This is a genomic window from Lactiplantibacillus daoliensis, from assembly GCF_005405005.1.
Lineage (GTDB): Bacteria > Bacillota > Bacilli > Lactobacillales > Lactobacillaceae > Lactiplantibacillus > Lactiplantibacillus daoliensis.
Genome location: NZ_BJDH01000003.1, coordinates 194,519 through 214,912 on the forward strand (window position 1 = coordinate 194,519; position 20,394 = coordinate 214,912).

17 protein-coding genes are annotated in these 20,394 nt (G+C 42.4%); 11 read left to right on the top strand and 6 right to left on the bottom strand.

Features of this window, described 5'->3' with window-relative positions; genetic code table 11:
* Positions 1-10: 10 nt before the first annotated feature.
* The gene (locus FFM64_RS05175; protein WP_137606941.1) at positions 11-850 is read right to left on the bottom strand and encodes a sugar phosphate isomerase/epimerase family protein; all 840 of its coding nucleotides are present in this window, start codon (positions 848-850) and stop codon (positions 11-13) included.
* A 187-nt stretch (positions 851-1,037) separates the two neighbouring features.
* Between FFM64_RS05175 and FFM64_RS05180 the strand changes: the two genes are divergently transcribed.
* The 5 genes from FFM64_RS05180 to rhaD all read left to right on the top strand — a co-directional run bounded on the left by FFM64_RS05180 (position 1,038) and on the right by rhaD (position 6,238).
* Entirely contained in the window at positions 1,038-2,024 is a 987-nt protein-coding gene (locus tag FFM64_RS05180) for an AraC family transcriptional regulator (RefSeq protein WP_223876896.1), read from the top strand.
* A gap of 242 nt (positions 2,025-2,266) precedes the next feature.
* On the top strand, positions 2,267-3,739 hold the full coding sequence (gene rhaB, locus FFM64_RS05185) for a rhamnulokinase (RefSeq protein ID WP_137606943.1): 1,473 nt from the start codon (positions 2,267-2,269) through the stop codon (positions 3,737-3,739).
* Complete coding sequence (rhaM, locus tag FFM64_RS05190) at positions 3,740-4,054, top strand: L-rhamnose mutarotase (protein ID WP_137606944.1); 315 nt, start codon at positions 3,740-3,742, stop codon at positions 4,052-4,054. It abuts the gene before it with no gap.
* Positions 4,055-4,066: 12 nt separating this feature from the next.
* A complete protein-coding gene (locus tag FFM64_RS05195) occupies positions 4,067-5,338 on the top strand; it encodes an L-rhamnose isomerase (protein WP_137606945.1) in 1,272 nt (423 codons plus the stop codon).
* A 54-nt stretch (positions 5,339-5,392) separates the two neighbouring features.
* Positions 5,393-6,238 carry a rhamnulose-1-phosphate aldolase gene (gene rhaD, locus FFM64_RS05200; protein ID WP_137606946.1) on the top strand — a complete coding sequence of 282 codons (846 nt, stop codon included), beginning with the start codon at positions 5,393-5,395 and terminating at the stop codon, positions 6,236-6,238.
* Between the two features lie 195 nt (positions 6,239-6,433).
* Here the strand turns inward: rhaD and FFM64_RS05205 are convergent, their stop codons facing one another.
* On the bottom strand, positions 6,434-7,060 hold the full coding sequence (locus FFM64_RS05205) for an HAD family hydrolase (protein ID WP_171000300.1): 627 nt from the start codon (positions 7,058-7,060) through the stop codon (positions 6,434-6,436).
* Between the two features lie 218 nt (positions 7,061-7,278).
* Between FFM64_RS05205 and FFM64_RS05210 the strand changes: the two genes are divergently transcribed.
* A complete protein-coding gene (locus tag FFM64_RS05210; protein ID WP_137606948.1) occupies positions 7,279-8,766 on the top strand; it encodes a glycoside hydrolase family 1 protein in 1,488 nt (495 codons plus the stop codon).
* Between the two features lie 56 nt (positions 8,767-8,822).
* Here the strand turns inward: FFM64_RS05210 and FFM64_RS05215 are convergent, their stop codons facing one another.
* The 3 genes from FFM64_RS05215 to FFM64_RS05225 form a co-directional block, all read right to left on the bottom strand.
* Complete coding sequence (locus tag FFM64_RS05215; RefSeq protein ID WP_137606949.1) at positions 8,823-9,629, bottom strand: AraC family transcriptional regulator; 807 nt, start codon at positions 9,627-9,629, stop codon at positions 8,823-8,825.
* 126 nt (positions 9,630-9,755) lie between these two features.
* Positions 9,756-11,780, bottom strand: coding sequence for a beta-galactosidase (locus FFM64_RS05220; protein ID WP_137606950.1), 2,025 nt, complete (start codon positions 11,778-11,780; stop codon positions 9,756-9,758).
* Between the two features lie 202 nt (positions 11,781-11,982).
* The gene (locus FFM64_RS05225; RefSeq protein ID WP_137606951.1) at positions 11,983-12,204 is read right to left on the bottom strand and encodes a hypothetical protein; all 222 of its coding nucleotides are present in this window, start codon (positions 12,202-12,204) and stop codon (positions 11,983-11,985) included.
* A gap of 201 nt (positions 12,205-12,405) precedes the next feature.
* Here FFM64_RS05225 and FFM64_RS05230 point away from each other — a divergent pair, with 201 nt between their 5' ends.
* From FFM64_RS05230 to FFM64_RS05250, 5 genes are all read left to right on the top strand, one after another.
* Positions 12,406-13,437, top strand: a complete 1,032-nt coding sequence (locus FFM64_RS05230; protein WP_137606952.1) for an aldose epimerase family protein — start codon at positions 12,406-12,408, stop codon at positions 13,435-13,437.
* 612 nt (positions 13,438-14,049) lie between these two features.
* A complete protein-coding gene (locus FFM64_RS05235) occupies positions 14,050-15,228 on the top strand; it encodes a galactokinase (protein ID WP_137606953.1) in 1,179 nt (392 codons plus the stop codon).
* Between the two features lie 31 nt (positions 15,229-15,259).
* Positions 15,260-16,264 carry a UDP-glucose 4-epimerase GalE gene (galE, locus tag FFM64_RS05240; protein ID WP_137606954.1) on the top strand — a complete coding sequence of 335 codons (1,005 nt, stop codon included), beginning with the start codon at positions 15,260-15,262 and terminating at the stop codon, positions 16,262-16,264.
* Positions 16,264-17,730, top strand: a complete 1,467-nt coding sequence (locus FFM64_RS05245) for a UDP-glucose--hexose-1-phosphate uridylyltransferase (protein ID WP_137606955.1) — start codon at positions 16,264-16,266, stop codon at positions 17,728-17,730. Before galE ends, FFM64_RS05245 begins: the two co-directional genes overlap by 1 nt.
* Positions 17,731-17,797: 67 nt before the next feature.
* Positions 17,798-18,793 (top strand): LacI family DNA-binding transcriptional regulator, encoded by a 996-nt coding sequence (locus tag FFM64_RS05250; protein ID WP_137606956.1) that lies wholly within the window; start codon positions 17,798-17,800, stop codon positions 18,791-18,793.
* A 149-nt stretch (positions 18,794-18,942) separates the two neighbouring features.
* Here FFM64_RS05250 and brnQ read toward each other — a convergent pair whose 3' ends face one another.
* Positions 18,943-20,328, bottom strand: a complete 1,386-nt coding sequence (gene brnQ / locus FFM64_RS05255; protein ID WP_137606957.1) for a branched-chain amino acid transport system II carrier protein — start codon at positions 20,326-20,328, stop codon at positions 18,943-18,945.
* Between the last annotated feature and the right edge of the window lie 66 nt (positions 20,329-20,394).

The window sequence follows — 20,394 nt, forward strand, 5'->3', positions numbered from 1 at the left end:
ATCCTTTGCTTTAATTAATTTTTTGCGCGATGGCCTGTAGGCGAGTCAATGATTGTTCAATCGAGGTGGCAGACAATTCATCGGCAATGGCATAGGCACCAGGTTGCGCGGTGTTAATTGTTTTGAACAGCGCTTCAATGTCCACTTGGCCTTCACCAATTGGTGTAATTTCAATATGATCTGTCTTATAGACGAAATCCTTGATATGGTAAGCATAGATCCGGTCACCAAAGTCGTGAATACCTTGTTTGAGAATTTGAACGGGATCATCGTCAGCGTTCATAACTAACGAACCAGGGTCTAACACGATTTGTAAGTTTGGTGATGGGATGGCTGCTAGCAACTGTTTGGTCACTGCTAAAGAATAAATCGGATGGTTAACACCGGGTTCAATCCCGACTAAACAGCCTACTTTTTCAGCTGTTTTAACTAAGTCTCGAATGACTTCAATCGTTTCGTCAATCTTGACAGCAGTGAAATTATTAGGAGTTTTATGGAACGTTGGATCAACACTCCCGGTTTCAGTGGCTACTAAATCGGCACCGAATGAATGGGCCGCGGTCAAATACTTCTTGAATTGATGTAAGACTTGTTGGCGCTTGTCCATATCTGGATCAATAATATTGCAGTAACACCCAAGCACGGCAATTTTGACGCCATTTTGATCGAAGGCTTGTTTAACACGGTTGCCTAAACCAAAATTAATTTGAGCGCCATTCTGGGTTAAACCAGCAAGTGAAACACGTGGCGCAAATTGAACGTATGAAAATTGATGGTCCTTCAAGCTAACAGCTAATTTTTCAGGATCATCGAAAATATGAATATCATGAGCACGAATACCGATTTTCATGACTAATCACCCTTCTAAAAATATTTTATTAAAGAATTTACTTATGGTTAGTAAATTGAACGAATTAAGTGAAGATTCGCACAAAAATACTGACACCGCTTCCAATAATATTAAACAATGATACAATGAGTATTGCAATATGATATTTTCACTAGATGTGTACTGGATTTACAGGGGATGAATAAACATGATGGATAAGCAATTAGATGCGCTTCTACACCAATTAACTGCTGTTGAAAAAGTTCAGCAACAGACGCATAAATACGTGCAGGACTTACCGGATGATACGATTGATGCCAGTAATGATGATTTTATCTCTTTGAACAACCGTCATTTTTTTAAGAACAAGGATATTTATGTTAGTAAACATAATCGATATGCAAAATACCCACTCCATACCCATCAGTTTTTAGAGCTAAATTATATGTATTCTGGCCATGGCGTCGAATATATTGATGGCAAGCGCGTTGAGCTGAATGCTGGGGATGTGGTCTTACTGAATATCGGGAGTTCACATAGCTTAGAGGCCTTGGGCGATGACGATATTCTGATTAATATTTTGTTTAGAAATAAAGATATTCACCTTGATTTGCTCGACAAATTATATGACTCGGATAGTATTCTGTTTAATTTTTTGATGAATACGACGACTAAAGATCAAACCGAACCGTTGTTTATTTACTTTCACAAGCACGGCGATTCTGATGTGATCCACATAATTGATACTATCTTGTCGGAGTACTATTTTTCTAGAAATTTCTCAAATCAGATTATTAGTAGCTATTTACCAATCTTGTTAATTACGTTGGTTCGGGATTATCAGAGCGAGATTATGAATAAATCAAAACAACGTTTAAATGATCCGGTAATGCTGACAGTTCTTAAAGATATTGAAAAAGGTTACGCGACGGTTTCATTACAATCCGTGGCTAAAGAGTTAAATTATAATCGCTATTATTTAAGTAATCTGATCAAGAAGAAGACGGGTCAGACCTTCACGGAGCTATTAAATCAACAAAAGTTATTACAAGCGCAATTATTGATTACTTCGACTAAATTGCCAATTTCGCAAATTATTCGACAGGTTGGTTTTTCCAATAAAAACTATTTTTATAATAAGTACCAACAAAAATATGGACATTTGCCAACAGAAACAAGAAATCGCAATGTTTAAAGCCGTGTTAAATGAGGCTCGATATTAAGTTATCGGGCTTTTTTTATTTTTTTGATTTCCAAACAGGAAAATAACATCTGCAAATATGATACTTTTCCTCGCATTTTGTGACATTGTGACAGTCGTTGTTAGCGCATACAATTATAGTGTAATCAAGACAGGGAGCAAAAAGGACTGTCTCGATAGAAATGGTATTAATGAATAATATGCGTTGCTGTGAGGCAAGACGAGGTGAATGATCAGTGAAGAATGTCTATGTTGCAGTTGATATCGGTGCGTCTAGTGGGCGCCTGATGTTAGCGGAATGTGATGAAAATGAACACATTAAATTAAAAGAAATTCATCGCTTTAAAAATGGCTTTAAAAAGAATGATGGTCATGACCGTTGGAATATCGATTATTTGATTCATGAAATTCTGACTGGGCTGACTAAAGTAAAAGCGACCGGATACCAGCAAGTCTATCTAGGTATCGATACTTGGGCAGTTGATTATGTACTGGTTGGCGAAGACGGGCACAAGCTCGCCGATCCGATTAGTTATCGTGATAATCGGACGGTACACGCGATTTCAGATCTAACCAGTGATTTACCTAAAAATTATTTGTATCAAAAAACGGGTATTCAGTTCTTAGATTTTAATACGTTATATCAATTATATGAAGAAAATCAAGATTTATTAGGTAAAACTGACAAGATCATGATGATTCCCGATTATATCGGCTACGTTTTGACCGGGCAATCAGTCACAGAAGTCACAAATGCGTCAACGACACAAATGTTAAATCTGCGAGCAGGTTTATTCGATGAAGACTTATTGAAGAAGATCAATGTTCACGACAGCCAATTTTCAAAATTAGTTGAAGCTGGGACTTATCTCGGCACCATCAGTGATCATTGGATGAAGAGCTTCGATTTACCAGCAACTAAAGTGATCACGGTGGCGACTCATGATACGGCTTCTGCCGTTGTTGGGACTCCGGGTGTTGGTGAGAATTGGGCCTTCTTAAGTTCTGGAACTTGGTCATTACTTGGCAAGGAATTAAACACTCCCGAGAATGGACAAGCCGCCTTTGAAAATAATTACACTAACGAATGGGGTGCTTATGGCACTTACCGGTTCTTAAAGAACATCATGGGGCTCTGGATTGCCCAGTGCATTAAGCGCGACCTTGGGAATTGTTACAGCTTTAGTGAGTTAGCAAGTATGGCTGCTCAGGAAAAGCCATTCCAACAATTTATCGATATTAACGACCCACGGTTCATTAAGCCATTTAATATGGTTGATGAAATCCAGATGTATTGTCGGGAGACCCACCAAACGGTTCCACGTACACCTAGCGAAATAATGATAGCGGTTTATTCGAATTTAGCTTTGTTCTATGCGAATGAAGTTCAAAAACTTGATCAAATTCTAGATTGCAAATTGACTACTTTAAACATCGTTGGTGGTGGCAGTAATATCGCGTTGTTGAATCAGATGACGAGTACGTTAGCCAAGGTTGACGTGGTTGCTGGACCTAACGAGGCAACAGCGATTGGGAATGTGTTAGTTCAAATGATTAGCACCGGTGATGTGGCTGACTTAAAAGTTGGTCGTGAAATGATTGGTCAATCGTTCGACTTAAATCACTTTGTTCCTGAAACGGATAAATATTCAGGTATTTTAAAGAGCTACCAAGACTTTTTAAAGGGCCGCAGTAAGGAGTTGGCATAAATGGTTAGAATAGGTCAAGTCATGTATCTACACAAGGATGCTTATGCAGAATATAAAAAACGCCATTCGGAATTATGGCCGGAAATGCGTGCCGCATTGAAGGAATATGGGGCTTCGAATTATTCGATTTTTCTAAATGAAGCGACTGGTCAAACTTTTGCTTATTTAGAAGTACCAGATGAAGCAACCTATAACAAGATTGCCGATACCGAGGTTTGTAAAAAGTGGTGGCGCTATATGGCCCCATTGATGGATACGAATCCAGATAATAGTCCCGTCACAACGGATCTGAAGGAAATGTTTCATTTAGATTGAGGAGGAATTGTAATGGTCAAAACAGATGAAGTAGAAAAAGCTTACCAAGTTGCCAAAGCACGTTACGCTGAATTAGGCGTTGATACCGATAAAGTCATGGCACAACTGAAACAAGTTAAATTATCAATTCATTGCTGGCAAGGCGATGATTTACATGGGTTCTTGAATCCTGATCAAGAATTAACTGGTGGGATTGGCGTTTCTGGTAATTATCCTGGTCGTGCCCGCACCCCTGATGAATTAACTGGTGATTTACATGAAGCTTTGAGTTTAATTCCAGGTAGTCACAAAGTTCAATTACATACCATTTATGGTGTGACTGATAAGAAGAAGGACTTCAATGAAGTTGAACCATCAGACTTTAAGTATTGGGTCGATTGGGCTAAACAAGAAGGCGTTGGGTTGGATATGAACCCATCATTCTTCTCAAATCCTATGGTTAAGCATAACTTTACTTTGGCTAGTCCAGAAAAAGCTGTTCGTGATTACTGGATCGAAGTTGGTAAGAAGTCACGGGCCATTGCCAATTACTTTGGTGAAGAACTCGGGCAACAATCAGTCAATAACTTCTGGATTCCAGATGGCTTTAAGGATAACCCAATTGATAAGCAAGCGCCTCGTGAACGCTTGATTGAATCTTTGGATGAAGTCTTTGCTAAGAAGTACGACGAAAAGAATACAATTGAAGCCGTTGAAGGTAAGTTATTCGGGACTGGGATTGAATCTTACACCGTTGGGTCACATTTGTTCTATAACAACTATGCAATCAGCCGGGGTAAGCTTTGGACGATTGATGCCGGTCACTGGCACCCAACAGAAGATGTTTCTGACAAGTTCTCAGCCTTCTTACCATTTGGTAAAGGCTTGATGTTACACGTTTCACGTCCAGTTCGTTGGGATAGTGATCACGTTGTCATCTTTGACGATGCCTTAACGCGCATCACCCGCTCATTGGTTCGTGATAACGAGTTAGGTCGGACTAATATCGGCTTAGACTTCTTTGATGCCACGATCAACCGGGTTGCAGCTTGGGTCATTGGCGCTCGCGCAACTCAAAAAGCATTGTTGCAAGCAATGTTAGCACCAATTGATGATTTGAAGAAAGCGGAATTGAACTTTGATTTCACCAAGCGCTTAGCTGTTACCGAAGAATTGAAGTCATTCCCATTCGGCGCAATCTGGGATGAATTCTGTTTGCAAAATGATACCCCAGTTGGGACCGATTGGTTAAATGATATTCACAGTTATGAACAAAAAGTTCAATTTCCACGTGACAATCAATAATTAAATTTTGTAGATTGCCAGAATAATAAACTAAATTAAGAAGAGGTTGTCAAAATGAAAGACTTTATTGAATCACCATATGTTCGTGATATGGCTAAAACGACTAACAATTTGTATCGCCATGGTTGGGATGAACGTAACGGTGGTAACGTCAGCTTACGTCTTACTAAAGAAGAAGTTGAAGCTTTCTCTGGGACTGACAAAGTCCTACGTGAAATTCCAATTAAATTTGATGCTAGTGAATTGGCTGGCAAATATTACTTGGTTACTGGGACTGGGCGTTACTTCAAGAACATGATTGATTACCCAGAACGTGACATGGGCTTAGTTCGGATTAGCGACGCTGGCAACCGTGTTGACTTAATGTGGGGCTTCAATGATGGTGGTGAACCAACCAGTGAATTCCCAGCTCATTTGATGAGTCATATCGAACGTCTTAAGCAAAACCCTAACCAACGTGTTATCATGCATTGCCATCCAACTAACTTGGTAGCCATGACCTTTACTGTTCCGCTATCATCAAAGCGCTTCAGTCGGACCCTTTGGAAGATGCATCCAGAATCTATCGTTGTCTTCCCAGAAGGCATTGGCGTGATTCCTTACATGTGCCCAGGGACCAACGAGATTGGCGAAAAGACTGCTGCCAAGATGCGCGACTTCCGTGTCGTTGTTTGGCCACATCATGGTGTCTTTGCTGCCGGTGACTCATTGGATGAAACCTATGGGTTGGTTGAAACCGTTGAAAAGTCAGCTTTGATCTACACGACGATTCAACAACAAGGTGGCGTGATCTTACAATCAATTACTGATAAAGATTTCCGTGACTTAATCAAGCGTTTTGATTTAAAGCCTAACGAAGAATTCTTAACACCTGATGCCGCAACTGAATTAGTTAAATAATTAGTTTTAAAATAATAATTCCTAAGCACCGATTTCTTGAAATGAAGATGTCGGTGTTTTTTTGTGGGCTGGTTGTGGGGCTGACGTGACGCATCGAAACGCCATAGAAATTCAAAAGCCACCGTAGTTATCAATTAAATGATAATTGCGGTGGTTTTTGGTTTAAATCAGGTTGTCATTGACGATTGGTTCTAGTTATGCCGTAACAATTGAAAGCAGATCAATTGGGCGTTTTGGTTGATAGGTTGCTTTTGAAAAGTCAGTGGTTGGTAGTGCGCCCCAAGTGGCACTGGCAAAATCGATGCCAGCATTTAAAGCAGATTTTAAATCATAAATGGTGTCACCAACATACATGGTTTCAGCTTTTACGAGGCCGTGTTGTTGAATTGCATATTCAAGTGGGGCACCACTTGGCTTGTGTTCAGTGGTCTTATCTGCGGTGACAATGATTGGCAGACTTGTAATCTCTGGAAAATTACCGAGGTCACTTTGAACTTCAGCAGCCGTTCTTGAAGTGACGACGCCGATTTCTCGACCGACGGCAGTTAATTTGGCCCAAGTTTCATGAATACCATCGAATAGTTGTAGTTCGTCTTTATGTTGGCCGATTTTTTTAGTGAAAGCTTCATTGAGTTCGGCTGCATGGTCTAAGTGGAGTTCTTGGATAATCTTTTCGGTGGGAATACCCACTAAACCACGAATGGTTTTCGCTGGTACATCGAGGCCCAGTTCGGCGGCAACTTCATGGAAAACATTGGCAGCAATTGTTGCTGAATCGATCAAGGTATTGTCGACGTCAAATAGAATAGTTTTATAAGTCATATAATGGATGATCCTTTCTAAAATACTATTTATTAAGTTTAACATGCTCCGAACATTTAATTGTTAATAAAAATCGATTGTAACTCGTCATTAGAAAACTTCCCAGTGTCGCAATTCGCTTACATTTTAGGCTGTATTTGTTAGTTCACATTGTTATACTGGAAATGTAAGGGTTAACACAGCCGGAAATTAGGTAATCCAGAAAGGGTGTCAGTTTAATGTCAGCATTTCCAGAAGGATTTTTATGGGGTGGCGCAACTGCCGCAAATCAACTCGAAGGTGGCTATCAAGAAGGTGGCCGGGGACTCTCAATCGCCGACGCCTTACCAGGTGGCAAGGATCGCTTTAAGATTGTGTCACAACCAGACTTTGATTGGACCATTGATGAAACTAAATATACGTATCCAAATCATGTTGGTATCGATTTCTACCATCGTTACAAGGAAGATATTGCTTTATTTGCTGAGATGGGTTTTAAGTGCTACCGGTTCTCAATCGCGTGGTCACGAGTTTTCCCAAATGGTGATGAAACCGAACCAAATGAAGCTGGATTAAAATTTTATGACAATGTCATTGATGAGTGTTTGGCACATGATATTCAGCCAGTTATCACGATTTCACATTATGAATTACCACTTGATTTAGCTAAAAAATATGGTGGCTGGAAGAACCACTATTTGATTGAATTTTATGAACGTTTTGCCCGGACAGTGTTAACGCGCTATGCCGACAAGGTCAAATATTGGATGACCTTTAATGAAATTAATAGTGCAGCACATTTCCCAGTCATGGGTCAGGGCATGGTACCATCAACTGGTGCCAACGATAAAAAGAATGTCTTCCAAGCTTGGCATAACCAATTTGTTGCGAGTGCTAAAGCTGTTAAAATTGCTCGCGAGTTGCGCAAAGACTTACACGTTGGTTGCATGATTTTATATGCGACAAGTTATAGCTATGATTCAAATCCTAAGAATCAATTAGCAAATTTGCAGCAGAATCAAGATTTCAACTTTTTCTGTGGCGACGTTCAAGTCCGTGGCGAATATCCAGCCTACACGAAGCGCTTGTTAGCGAAGTATGGCTTAACCTTTGATGATCTCCAGATTACTGATGGTGAATTGGCCTTATTGAAACAATACCCGGTCGACTATATTGGTTTTAGCTATTACATGTCGATGGCGGTTGAAACAACGGATCGCGACACGAGTACTGTTGCTGGTAACTTAATGGGTGGCGTCAAAAACCCATTCCTGAAAGCCAGTGACTGGGGTTGGCAAATTGACCCAACTGGGTTACGGATTGCTTTGAACGAACTTTATGATCGTTATCAAAAGCCACTATTTGTGGTTGAGAATGGCTTGGGTGCCGTTGATAAACCAGATGAAAACTTTTATGTTGCGGATGACTATCGTATCGATTACTTGAAAGCCCATATCAAAGCAATGGCTGGTGCCATCGCTGATGGCGTCGATCTCATGGGTTACACACCATGGGGGTGTATCGATTTGGTCAGTGCTTCAACGGGTGAAATGAGCAAACGCTATGGCTTCATTTACGTTGATTTAGATGATCAGGGTCAAGGGACGCTTGATCGTTATCGGAAGAAGTCATTCTACTGGTACCAAGATGTGATTAAAAATAATGGTTTGGAAAAGAAAAAGCCGGTCAAGCCTAAAGTAGATCCACTGGATATTGATTTAAGCTAGACGATAAAAAATAGTGTTCAGCCATTGCGTTGAGCACTATTTTTGTTGTCATTTTGTTAAAAATAGAATTGGCGAAATTTACCAGGTGTAATGTGTTCGAATCGTTTAAAGACGGCAATAAAGTGACTGTTTGTATTGAAACCAACCTGCTTGCCAACAGTTTCGATGGAATCATTTGCATTATTGAGTAAGTGCTCTTTCGCTTTTTGAATGCGGTACTGCAGTAAGTATTGATGTGGTGAAGTACCAACAAATCGTCGGAAAATGGCTAGAATGTACTGTTCACTATAATTAGAAAGCCGAGAAAAATCACGATTTTGCAGCTCTTCTTGATAGTGTTGATGAATGAATTGGACGATTGGTTCAATCACATTTTGATAAATCGGTTGATTATGGGGATTAGTAATCATATGTCGCTTTAGCAACAGTAAAAATTGATAAACGAGTTCAGATGACTGATAAAGTTGCAATGGTTCTGGATTCTCAATTTCAGCGTGATGTTCTTTGATGAAGTTAAAAACCTGGCTATCTGCTTCTTGGACCAGCAAGTAGTCGTGGAAACCTAACATGGCAGTCGTCTCAAGAATCAAAGCACCGCCGAAGGTAAAAAATTCAGTTTGCCAGTCGGTTCCGATGGCGTGATAACGATGGGGTACGCCTTGATGAATCAAGATGCCTTGATTTTTGGATAGGACCACTGTTTGATTACCAACAGTGATTTCACCACTACCTGACAGTGTTTGTAGCCAATGAACGTAAGGATAACCATGGGGACGATCAATTGGTTCCTGATGCCAGTCGTAGCCGATACTGTCGACATAGAAAGGCAGTGAACGATCGTTAACATTAAATCGGTATCTCATTATTAATCCCCCCGCATCAAATAAACGTTTATATTAATATTACCATTAATTCTGATAGAAAATAAAACCCAGCCGAATCCTTAACGTTAGGATTCGACTGGGTTTTAAACTATCTTAAGCGTCCGATTATGCCCGAATAATTTTAACGGCATAGGGTGCAAGTTGGTAGTCGCCCGTTTGGATTAATTGGTCGGTTAGCAGTTCGTGTGCGGTTGTGGTTGCTGGATCGTAGTGATAAGACTTGGCCTGACCCGTTGTATTGATTAGAAAATCATAACGGTAATCGTTTGAATAACGGCTAGTTAGTTCAACACCGTCATTTTGATCGTCAGGGTGGGTCAAACCGGCAGCGGTGATGAGTTGCTGACCGAAGGCTGCCATGCCAGCTTGGTCGAGATAGGTGCCAGCGAAAAAGGCCCGTCCTTGGCCGTAATGATTCGCCGTAATTGCTGGGTACTCATTATAGAATTTATCAGTGTGATAAGCGGCAATAGTTGTTGCGGTTTCGAGATGGATAATGTCACAAAGCATGTCAGCTTTAGCAGTTGTTTGGTTGTCAAACTGAATGCGACAATTGTTAACTGGTGGGAGTGAATCCCATTCTTCGACCCATAGACCCAAGACGTCATGGAGGGCAGTCAAATACCCGCCTAGCAGGACATTATCTTCTTCATCAACGGTTGCACTCATGGCGTTGGTGACAAAGGTGCCACCTTGGTTAACATAGTCAGTGACCTTATCGGCAAAACCAGTTTTTAAAATAAACATGAGCGGCGCAACGACTAATTTATAGGATGATAAATCAGCATCGGTCGAAATCAGATCGACGGCGATATTGTGCTGATAAAAGTATTGATAATACGCATGGACTTGATCGACATAGTTAAGCCGTACGTTGGGGCCGACCGAAAAGTCAACGCCCCAGTAGCTTTCCCAATCGAAAATAATCGCGACTTCAGATTGTTTCTGACTAGTCAGCAGGTCAGCGGGTAGCAGTTTAAGATCTGCACCAATTTGCGCGGTTTCTTTAAAGATTCTGGTTTCGGTTGAATTGACGTGTGAAATCACAGCACTATGAAATTCTTCACAACCGTTTCGTGATTGCCGCAATTGGAAAAACTGAACCGTGTTGGCCCCGTGTGCCATCGCTTGAAAACTGAGCATTCGTAATTCACCAGGTTCTTTCAGTGAGTTATAAGGTTGCCAGTTTTGTGACCCGGGGGTTTGTTCCATCAACATAAATGGTTGTTGCTTCAGGCCGTACATCAGGTCGTGACTCATGGCCGTGAATGAAGCTGGTGTGTCGAAGCTGGGGTAGTTGTCCCAGGAAATAACATCCAAGGCTTTGGCCCATTTGAAATAATCGAGATCTTTTTGCGTACCCATAAAATTAGTTGTGATAGGTGTGTCGGGATCGACCGTGCGAATGAGGTCTTTTTCTAATTTAAAGTTGGCGAGCAAACTGTCTGATTGAAAACGCCGGTAGTCTAAAGATTCACCACCAAGAACTGCGCCGCCAGTTTCAAATTCATCGGTATGTTGATCCGGTGGTACGATTTCTTCAAAGTCATGAAAAGTATGACTCCAAAAGTTACTGTTCCAAGCGGTGTTTAAGGCGTCAATAGTGGTATAACGTTGTTTCAACCACAGGCGAAAGGCTGCCGCACAGTTTTCGCAATAACATTGGCCGCCATATTCATTTGAAATGTGCCAACAAACAATCGCTGGGTTATCACCGTAGCGGTTGGCAATTGCAGTGACGAGTCCCTTGGCTAAGCGCTGAAAATTGGGACTGTTAGGGCAAGCGTTGTGGCGTTTGCCAAATCCCTGGCGAATACCGTGAGTATCGACCCGCGTTACATCTGGGTAGGCCTTGACCATCCAGGCAGGTAAGGCTGCGGTTGAAGTGGCCATGACAATTTTGAAGTGATGTTCAGATAACATGTTGACGATTTTATCTAGCATTGAAAAGTCGTATGTGTTTTCTTTTGGTTCTAGTAATGCCCAAGAAAAAACATTGATGGTTGCGGAATTGATACCAGCCTTGGTTAACATGGTCATATCTTGTTCCCAAGTTGATTCTGGCCATTGTTCGGGGTTATAGTCGCCGCCAAACAAAATTGGATAAAGTTGTGCCAGTGATTTTGTCATAAATTGAAATCCTCCGTTTTCAGGTAGAGACTGATTTTGATACCTTTAAGTTAACACTTTTGATAGGTAATGTAATTCAACATTTCGCGTGACTTATATCACAAAATGAAACTATAAAAGAGGTTGTCAATTAGTAAAAAGCGCAAAAAAGGAACCAATTCGAAAGTGAATTGGTTCCTTTGCTGAAGCTGGTTAAGTTTAATTATTCTGCTGCGGCTTGGAAGAAAAGCACAGTGCCCCAGTCCTGACCTTTAATGGCAGACTTAGCAAGCTTTGCGGCTGCTTCAGGGTCATCAGAACTGGTCTTAAAACGTAGCTTCATGCCTTGTTTGTCGACAAATTCAAAGGTCACGCCATCTTCGTTATAGTTGTTTAATAAGTCGATAATTTTATCTTGCATTAATGGTGAGTTAACAAAAATCATAAGTGAAATCCTCCTAGTGTGTAAGCGTTAAATAATTAGTTTAGTAAAGCGCTTTCCAAAAGCTTAGCAATTTTGATGAAAGCTGTCAATAGTAAGGGGTAGCACGGGTAATTGGTCTAGTTAAAACTTTTACTAAAGTGGGTAGACACTTCTGCTATAATAAACGATGAAAACGGTTTATAAAATGTGGAGGTGTGGTTATTGGAAACAAAAGCAACTATTTTTGGCCAAGTAGCAGGTCAAGATGTGACACGATATACGTTAATTAATGATCAACAAACCCGAATCTCAGTTTTAAGCTATGGTGGGACGTGGCAGGAATTTGTCGTCAATGAAGACGGGGTTGAGCGGCCACTGATTTGGAGCCTTGACAGTATGGCTGACTATCAGCGAGTGGGTTTTTGTTTATGTCAATCCATCGGTCGAGTGGCCGGTCGGATTGGGGGCGCCAAGTTTACCATTGATGGTCAAGCTTATCAGGTTGATATGAATGAGCAGACTCATTCATTACATGGTGGGTATCATGGCTTTAATACGTTGAATTTTAATGGTGAGTTTAGCCAGTCAGCTGACAGTGTCAGCGTGACTTTGAGCCGGCATATTCAAACCACTGATGATCATTATCCAGGTAATTTGGACGTGCAGATTAAATTTACGCTGAATAATGACAATCGCGTTTCAATCGCATTTACTGGTGATACGGATGCGGCGACGTTGTTTAATCCAACTAATCACGTTTATTGGAACGTAGCTAATGATCGGACCACGCTTGAACATCAATGGTTACAGATTCACAGTGATCAGCATCTAGCATTTGATGCAGAGAAGGTGCCAACCGGTCGCAAATTAGCAGTTAAGAACACCGCTTATGATTTTAATTATCCGCAACCAGTCCAAGAGGCATTAAAGCAGCTCAAGGTTGAGCGTGACGGCGTGGAATTTGATGATGCTTACGAAGTGACGCCCAGTGCGACCGAACCGATTGCGGCCTTGGGTGATACGGACGGTCAGCGGCAAGTTAAGTTGTATTCAGATCGGAATAGTTTGATCATTTTTACAGCTAACCCGTTTGACGTTGATAAACAGGCTGCGCATCAGTATAATGCTTTGGCAACTGAGGCTCAGACATTGCCAGATGCAATCAATCAAGACGATTTTGGAGATATTATCTTACGACCAGGTCAACCAGTGACGCATACGATCAGTTATCAATATGAACGGTTAACTAAATAGCTAACGGTTGAAAGGCTCAAAAACAGCACAAATGTCGCAGTACCAGTAACCGTTACGTCTAAAGTAGACTTACCTAAATTTGACTGACTCCGCTAAGCAATCAATAACTGATTTATCTCTTAAAAAGCACTGATTAGTTGGAGGTTGTTGCTGATAGCATCGGACGTGCAGGTGGCGTTTGACCGGCGTTTCTTTGCCGGCCTTACACCACGGACGGTTCGAGAAATTTGCGGTTTTTGCAAAGCTTTCGGGCGAGGACCAAGACGTCCCTAAGGCTTGAACCGGTCCCTCGTCCGCATGTTATCAGTAACAACCGGAAGCGGCAGTATTCGACTAGTTTTCACCGCCTGATGATTGACGTAGTGGCGCAGACTGGCGATTTTTAAACTTCGACTTTTCCTAAATAATAAAAAATCAGGGCCGCATCGTAAAATGCGGCCCTGATTGTACCTAATAATTATATTTATAATAGCACATTATCGTGTAAATGGCAGAAACTGGCCCTAATTTTTAGCAACAAATGAGCAGTTTGAATGGATTGACAAATCAATTGGAAAGGCTTACATTTAGTTTAGTAAAATTTTAGTAAAACAAACTACGGAGGTTCCAATTATGGAAGTCACTAACTTACAACAAGAATTTAAAGCTGTGTACGACAGTCAACCAGAACGTGTTTTCTTTTCCCCTGGTCGGATTAATTTAATTGGCGAGCATACTGATTATAATGGTGGGCACGTTTTTCCTTGTGCAATTAGCATTGGAACCTACGGCGTATACGCTGCCCGCACAGATATGACAGTGCGGATGTACTCCGCCAACATCCCTGATCAAGGCATTGTAAGCTTTGATATTAATGACTTGGCCTATCAAAAGTCTGCCGGTTGGACCAACTATCCGAAGGGCATGTTAGCCATGTTGGCGAAGACTGGGGTCACATTCGATCATGGGTTTGATTTATTCGTGCACGGTAATTTACCAGATGGGGCTGGCTTGTCTTCGTCAGCGTCAATTGAATTATTGATGGGGACGATTCTTAAAGCGGTCTTTAGCTTGTCAGTTAGTGAACTAGAATTAGTAAAATTGGGCCAAAAAGTTGAAAATGACTATATTGGCGTTAACTCAGGAATCATGGATCAATTTGCGGTGGGAATGGGTAAAAAAGATCAAGCAATTTTACTAGATACGAATACCATGGCTTATTCCTATGCCCCTGTAAAACTGGGCAAGCATGTTATTGTGATTATGAATACGAATAAACGGCGTGAATTAGCAGATTCTAAATACAATGAGCGGCGTTCAGAATGTGAAGAAGCGCTCCGGCGATTACAAACGAAGCTAGCTATCAAATCCTTGGGTGATCTAAATGAAGCTGAATTTGATGAAGCTGCTTATCTGATTAATGATGAGACTTTGATCAAACGGGCACGCCACGCGGTTTTTGAAAATCAGCGGACGATCCGGGCTACTGAAGCTTTAGCAAATGATGACTTGGACACGTTTGGTCGCCTAGTCACTGCGTCACACGTGTCGCTCCATTTTGATTACGAGGTGACTGGTAAAGAACTTGATACCTTAGCAGAAACGGCTTGGCAGCAATCGGGCGTGCTAGGTGCTCGTATGACCGGTGCTGGTTTTGGCGGCTGTGCCATTGCCATCGTGGCGAAGGATCAAGTGGCAGCCTTCAAACAAAATGTTGGTCAAGTTTACCGAGAAAAGATTGGTCATGATGCTGACTTTTATATTGCTGAAATCGCTGATGGTCCACGGGAATTGGCGACAACTCGGGCATAATTAGGACTGAATTGATAAAGGAGGAAAATTCATGGCAGTTTTAGTTTTAGGTGGGGCCGGTTATATTGGTTCTCATGCGGTCGATCGCTTGATTGCGAAAGGGTATGACGTTGCGGTAGTTGATAATTTGGTGACCGGTCATCGTGCCGCCGTCAACTCACAAGCGCGCTTTTATGAAGGAGATGTACGAGATACTGACTTCATGACGAGTGTTTTTGATCAAGAAAAAGTAGAAGGTGTGATGCACTTTGCAGCCTTTTCAATTGTGCCAGAGTCGATGAAAAATCCACTCAAATATTTCGACAATAATACGACTGGAATGGTCAAATTACTCGAAGTGATGCAGCAACATGCGGTCAAACGGATTGTCTTCTCTTCAACGGCGGCGACTTATGGCGAGCCTGAGCAGGTGCCGATTAAAGAAACTGATCCACAAGTACCCACGAATCCTTATGGCGAAAGTAAATTAGCGATGGAAAAGATCATGCACTGGGCTGATGTCGCTTATGGTATTAAGTTCGTTGCGCTACGCTACTTTAATGTGGCAGGAGCCAAACCTGATGGCAGTATCGGTGAAGATCATCATCCAGAGACACACTTGGTGCCAATTATTTTACAAGTTGCTGCGGGTGAGCGTGAGCAGTTGCAAATCTTTGGTGGTGATTATCCAACCGCTGATGGGACCAACGTGCGCGATTATGTTCAGGTTGTTGATCTGGCGGATGCTCATATCTTGGCGTTAGAATACTTGAAACAGGGTCATGATAGCAATGCCTTTAATCTCGGATCTTCGACGGGCTTTTCAAATAAGCAAATGTTGGATGCTGCCCGAGAAGTTACCGGAAAGCCGATTTCAGCAGTCATGGCACCGCGTCGGGCCGGCGATCCAAGCACGTTAATTGCGGCTAGTGATAAAGCCCGTGAGGTTTTGGGTTGGCAGCCACAATATGATGATGTCAAAGAGATTATCAAGACGGCCTGGAACTGGAAACAGTGTCATCCTGCTGGTTATGATGATCGGGGAGGCCAAGCCTAATGACAACCATTGATCAATTTGTAGCCGCTGTCATTGCGTCACCGTCACAATATACTGAATTAGATCAAATTTATGTCCATAATCGGATCTTAGCACTTGTTGGTGAGGCTGAGCCAGTTGAAGCACCGGATGATCAATTGACTAGTTTGACGGATGCGCTAGTTCAAACCGCAATTCGGAGTGGCAAAATTGAAGCTAATCAATCAGACCAGGATATTTTAGCTGACCAATTAATGGACTTAGTGACACCACTACCGTCAGTTTTAAACCAAACCTTTTGGAATAAATATCAGACGAGTCCGCAAACGGCAACAGATTATTTCTATCATTTAAGTCAGGCGAATGATTATATCAAGACGCGCGCGATTGCGAAGAATGTTGTCTTCCCCGCTAAAACGGACTTTGGTGAACTAGAAATTACGATTAACTTGTCGAAACCGGAAAAAGATCCTAAGGCGATTGCCGCGGCGAAGGATGCGCCTGAAAATGGTTATCCATTGTGCCAGCTTTGTCTCGAAAACGAGGGCTATTTAGGCCGCTTAGGTTATCCTGCGCGTAGCAATCATCGGGTCATTCGGCTGACTTTAGGTGGTGAAACTTGGGGCTTCCAATATTCGCCATACGCTTATTTTAATGAACATTCAATTTTCTTGGATCGGGTTCACCGGCCAATGGTGATTAATCGTCAGACTTTCAGTAATCTGATTGAAATTGTTAAACAGTTTCCACATTATTTTGTTGGGAGTAACGCGGACTTGCCGATCGTTGGCGGCTCGATGCTGACTCATGAACATTATCAAGGTGGGCGACATGTCTTTCCAATGATGAAGGCGCCAATTGATCGACAGATTGATCTTGGTGTTGCGGGCGTTGAAGCAGGAATTGTCAAATGGCCAATGTCAACGATCCGCTTGACGAGTTCGAACACTGAGGCGTTAATTGACGCGGCAACTAAGATTCATCAATGTTGGCTGACATATTCTGACGAACAAGTTGATGTTCGGGCGTATACCGATAATGTGCGTCATCATACGACGACCCCAATTGTTCGTAAAATTGGAGATCAGTTCGTGTTGGACTTAGTGTTGCGTGATAATCAAACTTCGGCACAATATCCTGATGGCATCTTCCATCCACATCAGGATGTCCAACATATTAAGAAAGAAAATATCGGTTTAATCGAAGTGATGGGGCGGGCAATTTTGCCGGCACGGTTAAAGCCTGAACTACATGAAGTTGAAAATTACGTTTTGGGTCGGCAGAATCAGATGGTCGCAATGCATCAACCCTGGGCGGACGCATTGAGGGCAAAATATGATTTTACCGAAACGAACGTGACAGAGATTATTGATCGTGAAGTGGGCCAAGTCTTTGCTCGCGTCTTAGCAGATGCTGGTGTATTTAAATGGGATGCTGCCGGTGAGGCCGCGTTTGATCGGTTTGTCGCAGCAGTTAATGTGGTTTAAAATCGTATAGTTGGCGCATTAAAACGTTGCGTCACGGACGATATGGAATGAATTAGGAGGCCATTGCATGGCGGCTACATTAAAAGATATTGCAAAAGAGGTCGGTGTTTCACTTGCAACGGTGTCCCGCGTTTTGAATCATGATGAATCCCTTTCAGTTGGCGATGAGACCCGGCGACGAATCATTGAAGTTGCCAAGACGTTACATTACTCAAAAAGTAAACGACATCCAATGCCGGTTGCGCGTAAAAAATTAGCCATCGTTCAGTGGTATTCTGAGTCGGAAGAACAAGATGATTTGTATTACATGTCGATTCGAATGGGAATTGAACAACGTGGTCAGCAACAGCAGTTCGAGGTGACTCGGATCTTCCAAAGTAATATGCATCAGTTAGATACGGCTGTTGATGCGATTATCGCCATCGGTAAGTTTAGTCCCAAGCAAGTTTCTAAGATGGCAGCAATTACCGATAAGCTAGTTTTTGTCGATGACGATCAGTTCGCGGCTGGCTTTGATAGTGTGGTCACGGATTTCAGTCTAGCAACAGCTAGGGTCGTCGATTACTTTTGGCATCGTGATATTCGCCAGATTGGCTTAATTCACGGGAGTGAAATGACGACTGACCATGAAATGGCAGTTGTAGATCAGCGGATGTTGAGTTTTCGAACAGCAATGGAACGCCATGATGCTTTTAACCCTAAACTAGTCTTTAAGGGCGATTATACGAGTCAATCTGGATTCTTGATGATGAAAAAAGCCATTCAAGATTTGGGTGACCAGCTGCCACAGGCGTTCTTCATTACCAACGATCCAATGGCTGCCGGGGCATTAAAAGCGTTACAAGCAGCGGATATCAAAGTGCCAGAACGAGTAAAATTGTTCAGTTTTAACAATACATCCTTGGCAACGTTTGTCTATCCGGAGTTAAGTTCCGTCGATGTTAACACGGAGCTGATGGGCACCACAGCGGTTGATCTGATTGTTAGTCGTTTGGAAGGTCGCCAGACGCCTCAGCGGGTGGAATTAGGAACCAGCTTGATTGAACGCGATAGTACAAAATGAAATAAGCGTCGCACGTCTAAATTCACGTGTGACGCTTATTTCATTAATGTCTACTAAAGGTTACAAGTTGAAAGTTCTTAGCCCGCCCCCCACAGCCCGCCGATTCTGACTGACGGAGCGCTAAATTTGGGTAAGCCTGTTTTAGACGTCTAGTTATGTTCACCAACACTAACAGTATTTTTACCATGTTGGAGTAGCAAGTAGTGCAAGGTTCCAAAGACTGCACCAACCAAGGCAGGGACGAGCCAATCCATCCCACTTGCTGCGAGTGGCATAAATGATTGAACGTGTGCCATGGCACGACCAAGAGCAGATTGACTGACAGAAGCTGGGAAGGCTGCCATCATGTCGAATAGCGCTGGGACAACCGTGAAGACCACGACCCACCGATAGACGACGGCTGCCTTATGGAACAATGGTGACAGGATTGATAAGAAGATCAGTGCCATTGCTAATGGGTAGAGGAACATTAATACTGGCGTCGACCAAGCAATGATTTGATTCAAGCCGACGTTAGCGGTCAAGAAGGAAGCCAAGCAAGTGAGTCGTAGCCAACCTTTATAACTTAAGAAGCTAAAGTGTTTATGGAAGTCTTGGGCAAAAGCTGCGACTAAGCCAATAGCGGTCGTCAAGCAGGTTGTGATGATCAATACGGCCAAAACGGCTTGACCAAAAGTACCCATGTAATGATTAACGATTTGGTTGAAGGCCACACCACCATTGTCAGAAAGCTTGAACATGCCTAATGATTGGGCGCCGACTAAGATTAAGAGAACATAGATGACACCTTCGAAGCTCATGGAAAATAAACCAGCTCGCGCGGTAACCCAAGCAGCTTTATTGGGATCAGTTTGGCCCATGAAGTTTACGGCCGTCACAATCGTCACCCCTAAGGCTAAACCAGCCAACGCGTCCATCGTGTTATAACCTTGTAGGAAGCCGTTCGTAAAGCCAGCGGTTTGATAAGCGGCTGTGGCAGCGGTATGACTGGCACTAGCTAAGGGACTACTGAAAGCGACAAAGAATACAACGACTAATAATAACAAGAATAATGGATTTAATAATTTACCGACACGGTTCATAATTTTATGCTGTTCCAATGAGAGGTAATAAGCCAGGCCGAAGAAAGCCGCCGAGAAAACGAGTAGAGCTAAAGTTTGATAGCGGGCTGGGAAGAAGGGCGCTAAACCAACCGTAAAGGAAACGGTCGCGGTCCGAGGTGTCCCGAAGAATGGTCCAATTGTAAAGTGGATCAAGACCATGAAGACGATGGCGAACGTGGCACCGAGTGGTTTACCGATGTCATAGACGCCTTTTGATTTAGTGACACAGACGGCTAGAACTGAAAGCAATGGTAGTAAAACGGCCGTCACCAAGAATCCAACAGCAGCAACACCCCAATGACTACCAGCTAATTGCCCTAGATGCAGTGGGAAAATTAAGTTGCCAGCGCCAAAGAAAAGGGCGAAGATCATTGAACTCAGAGTGACGTAATCACGTTTGGTTAAGTTTCGTTTCTGGATTTTATTTAGCATATTAGCAGATACTCCTTAAATTTTGTCGGTTAAACAAAAAAACGTCCTTGCAGTCTGAGAGAATTC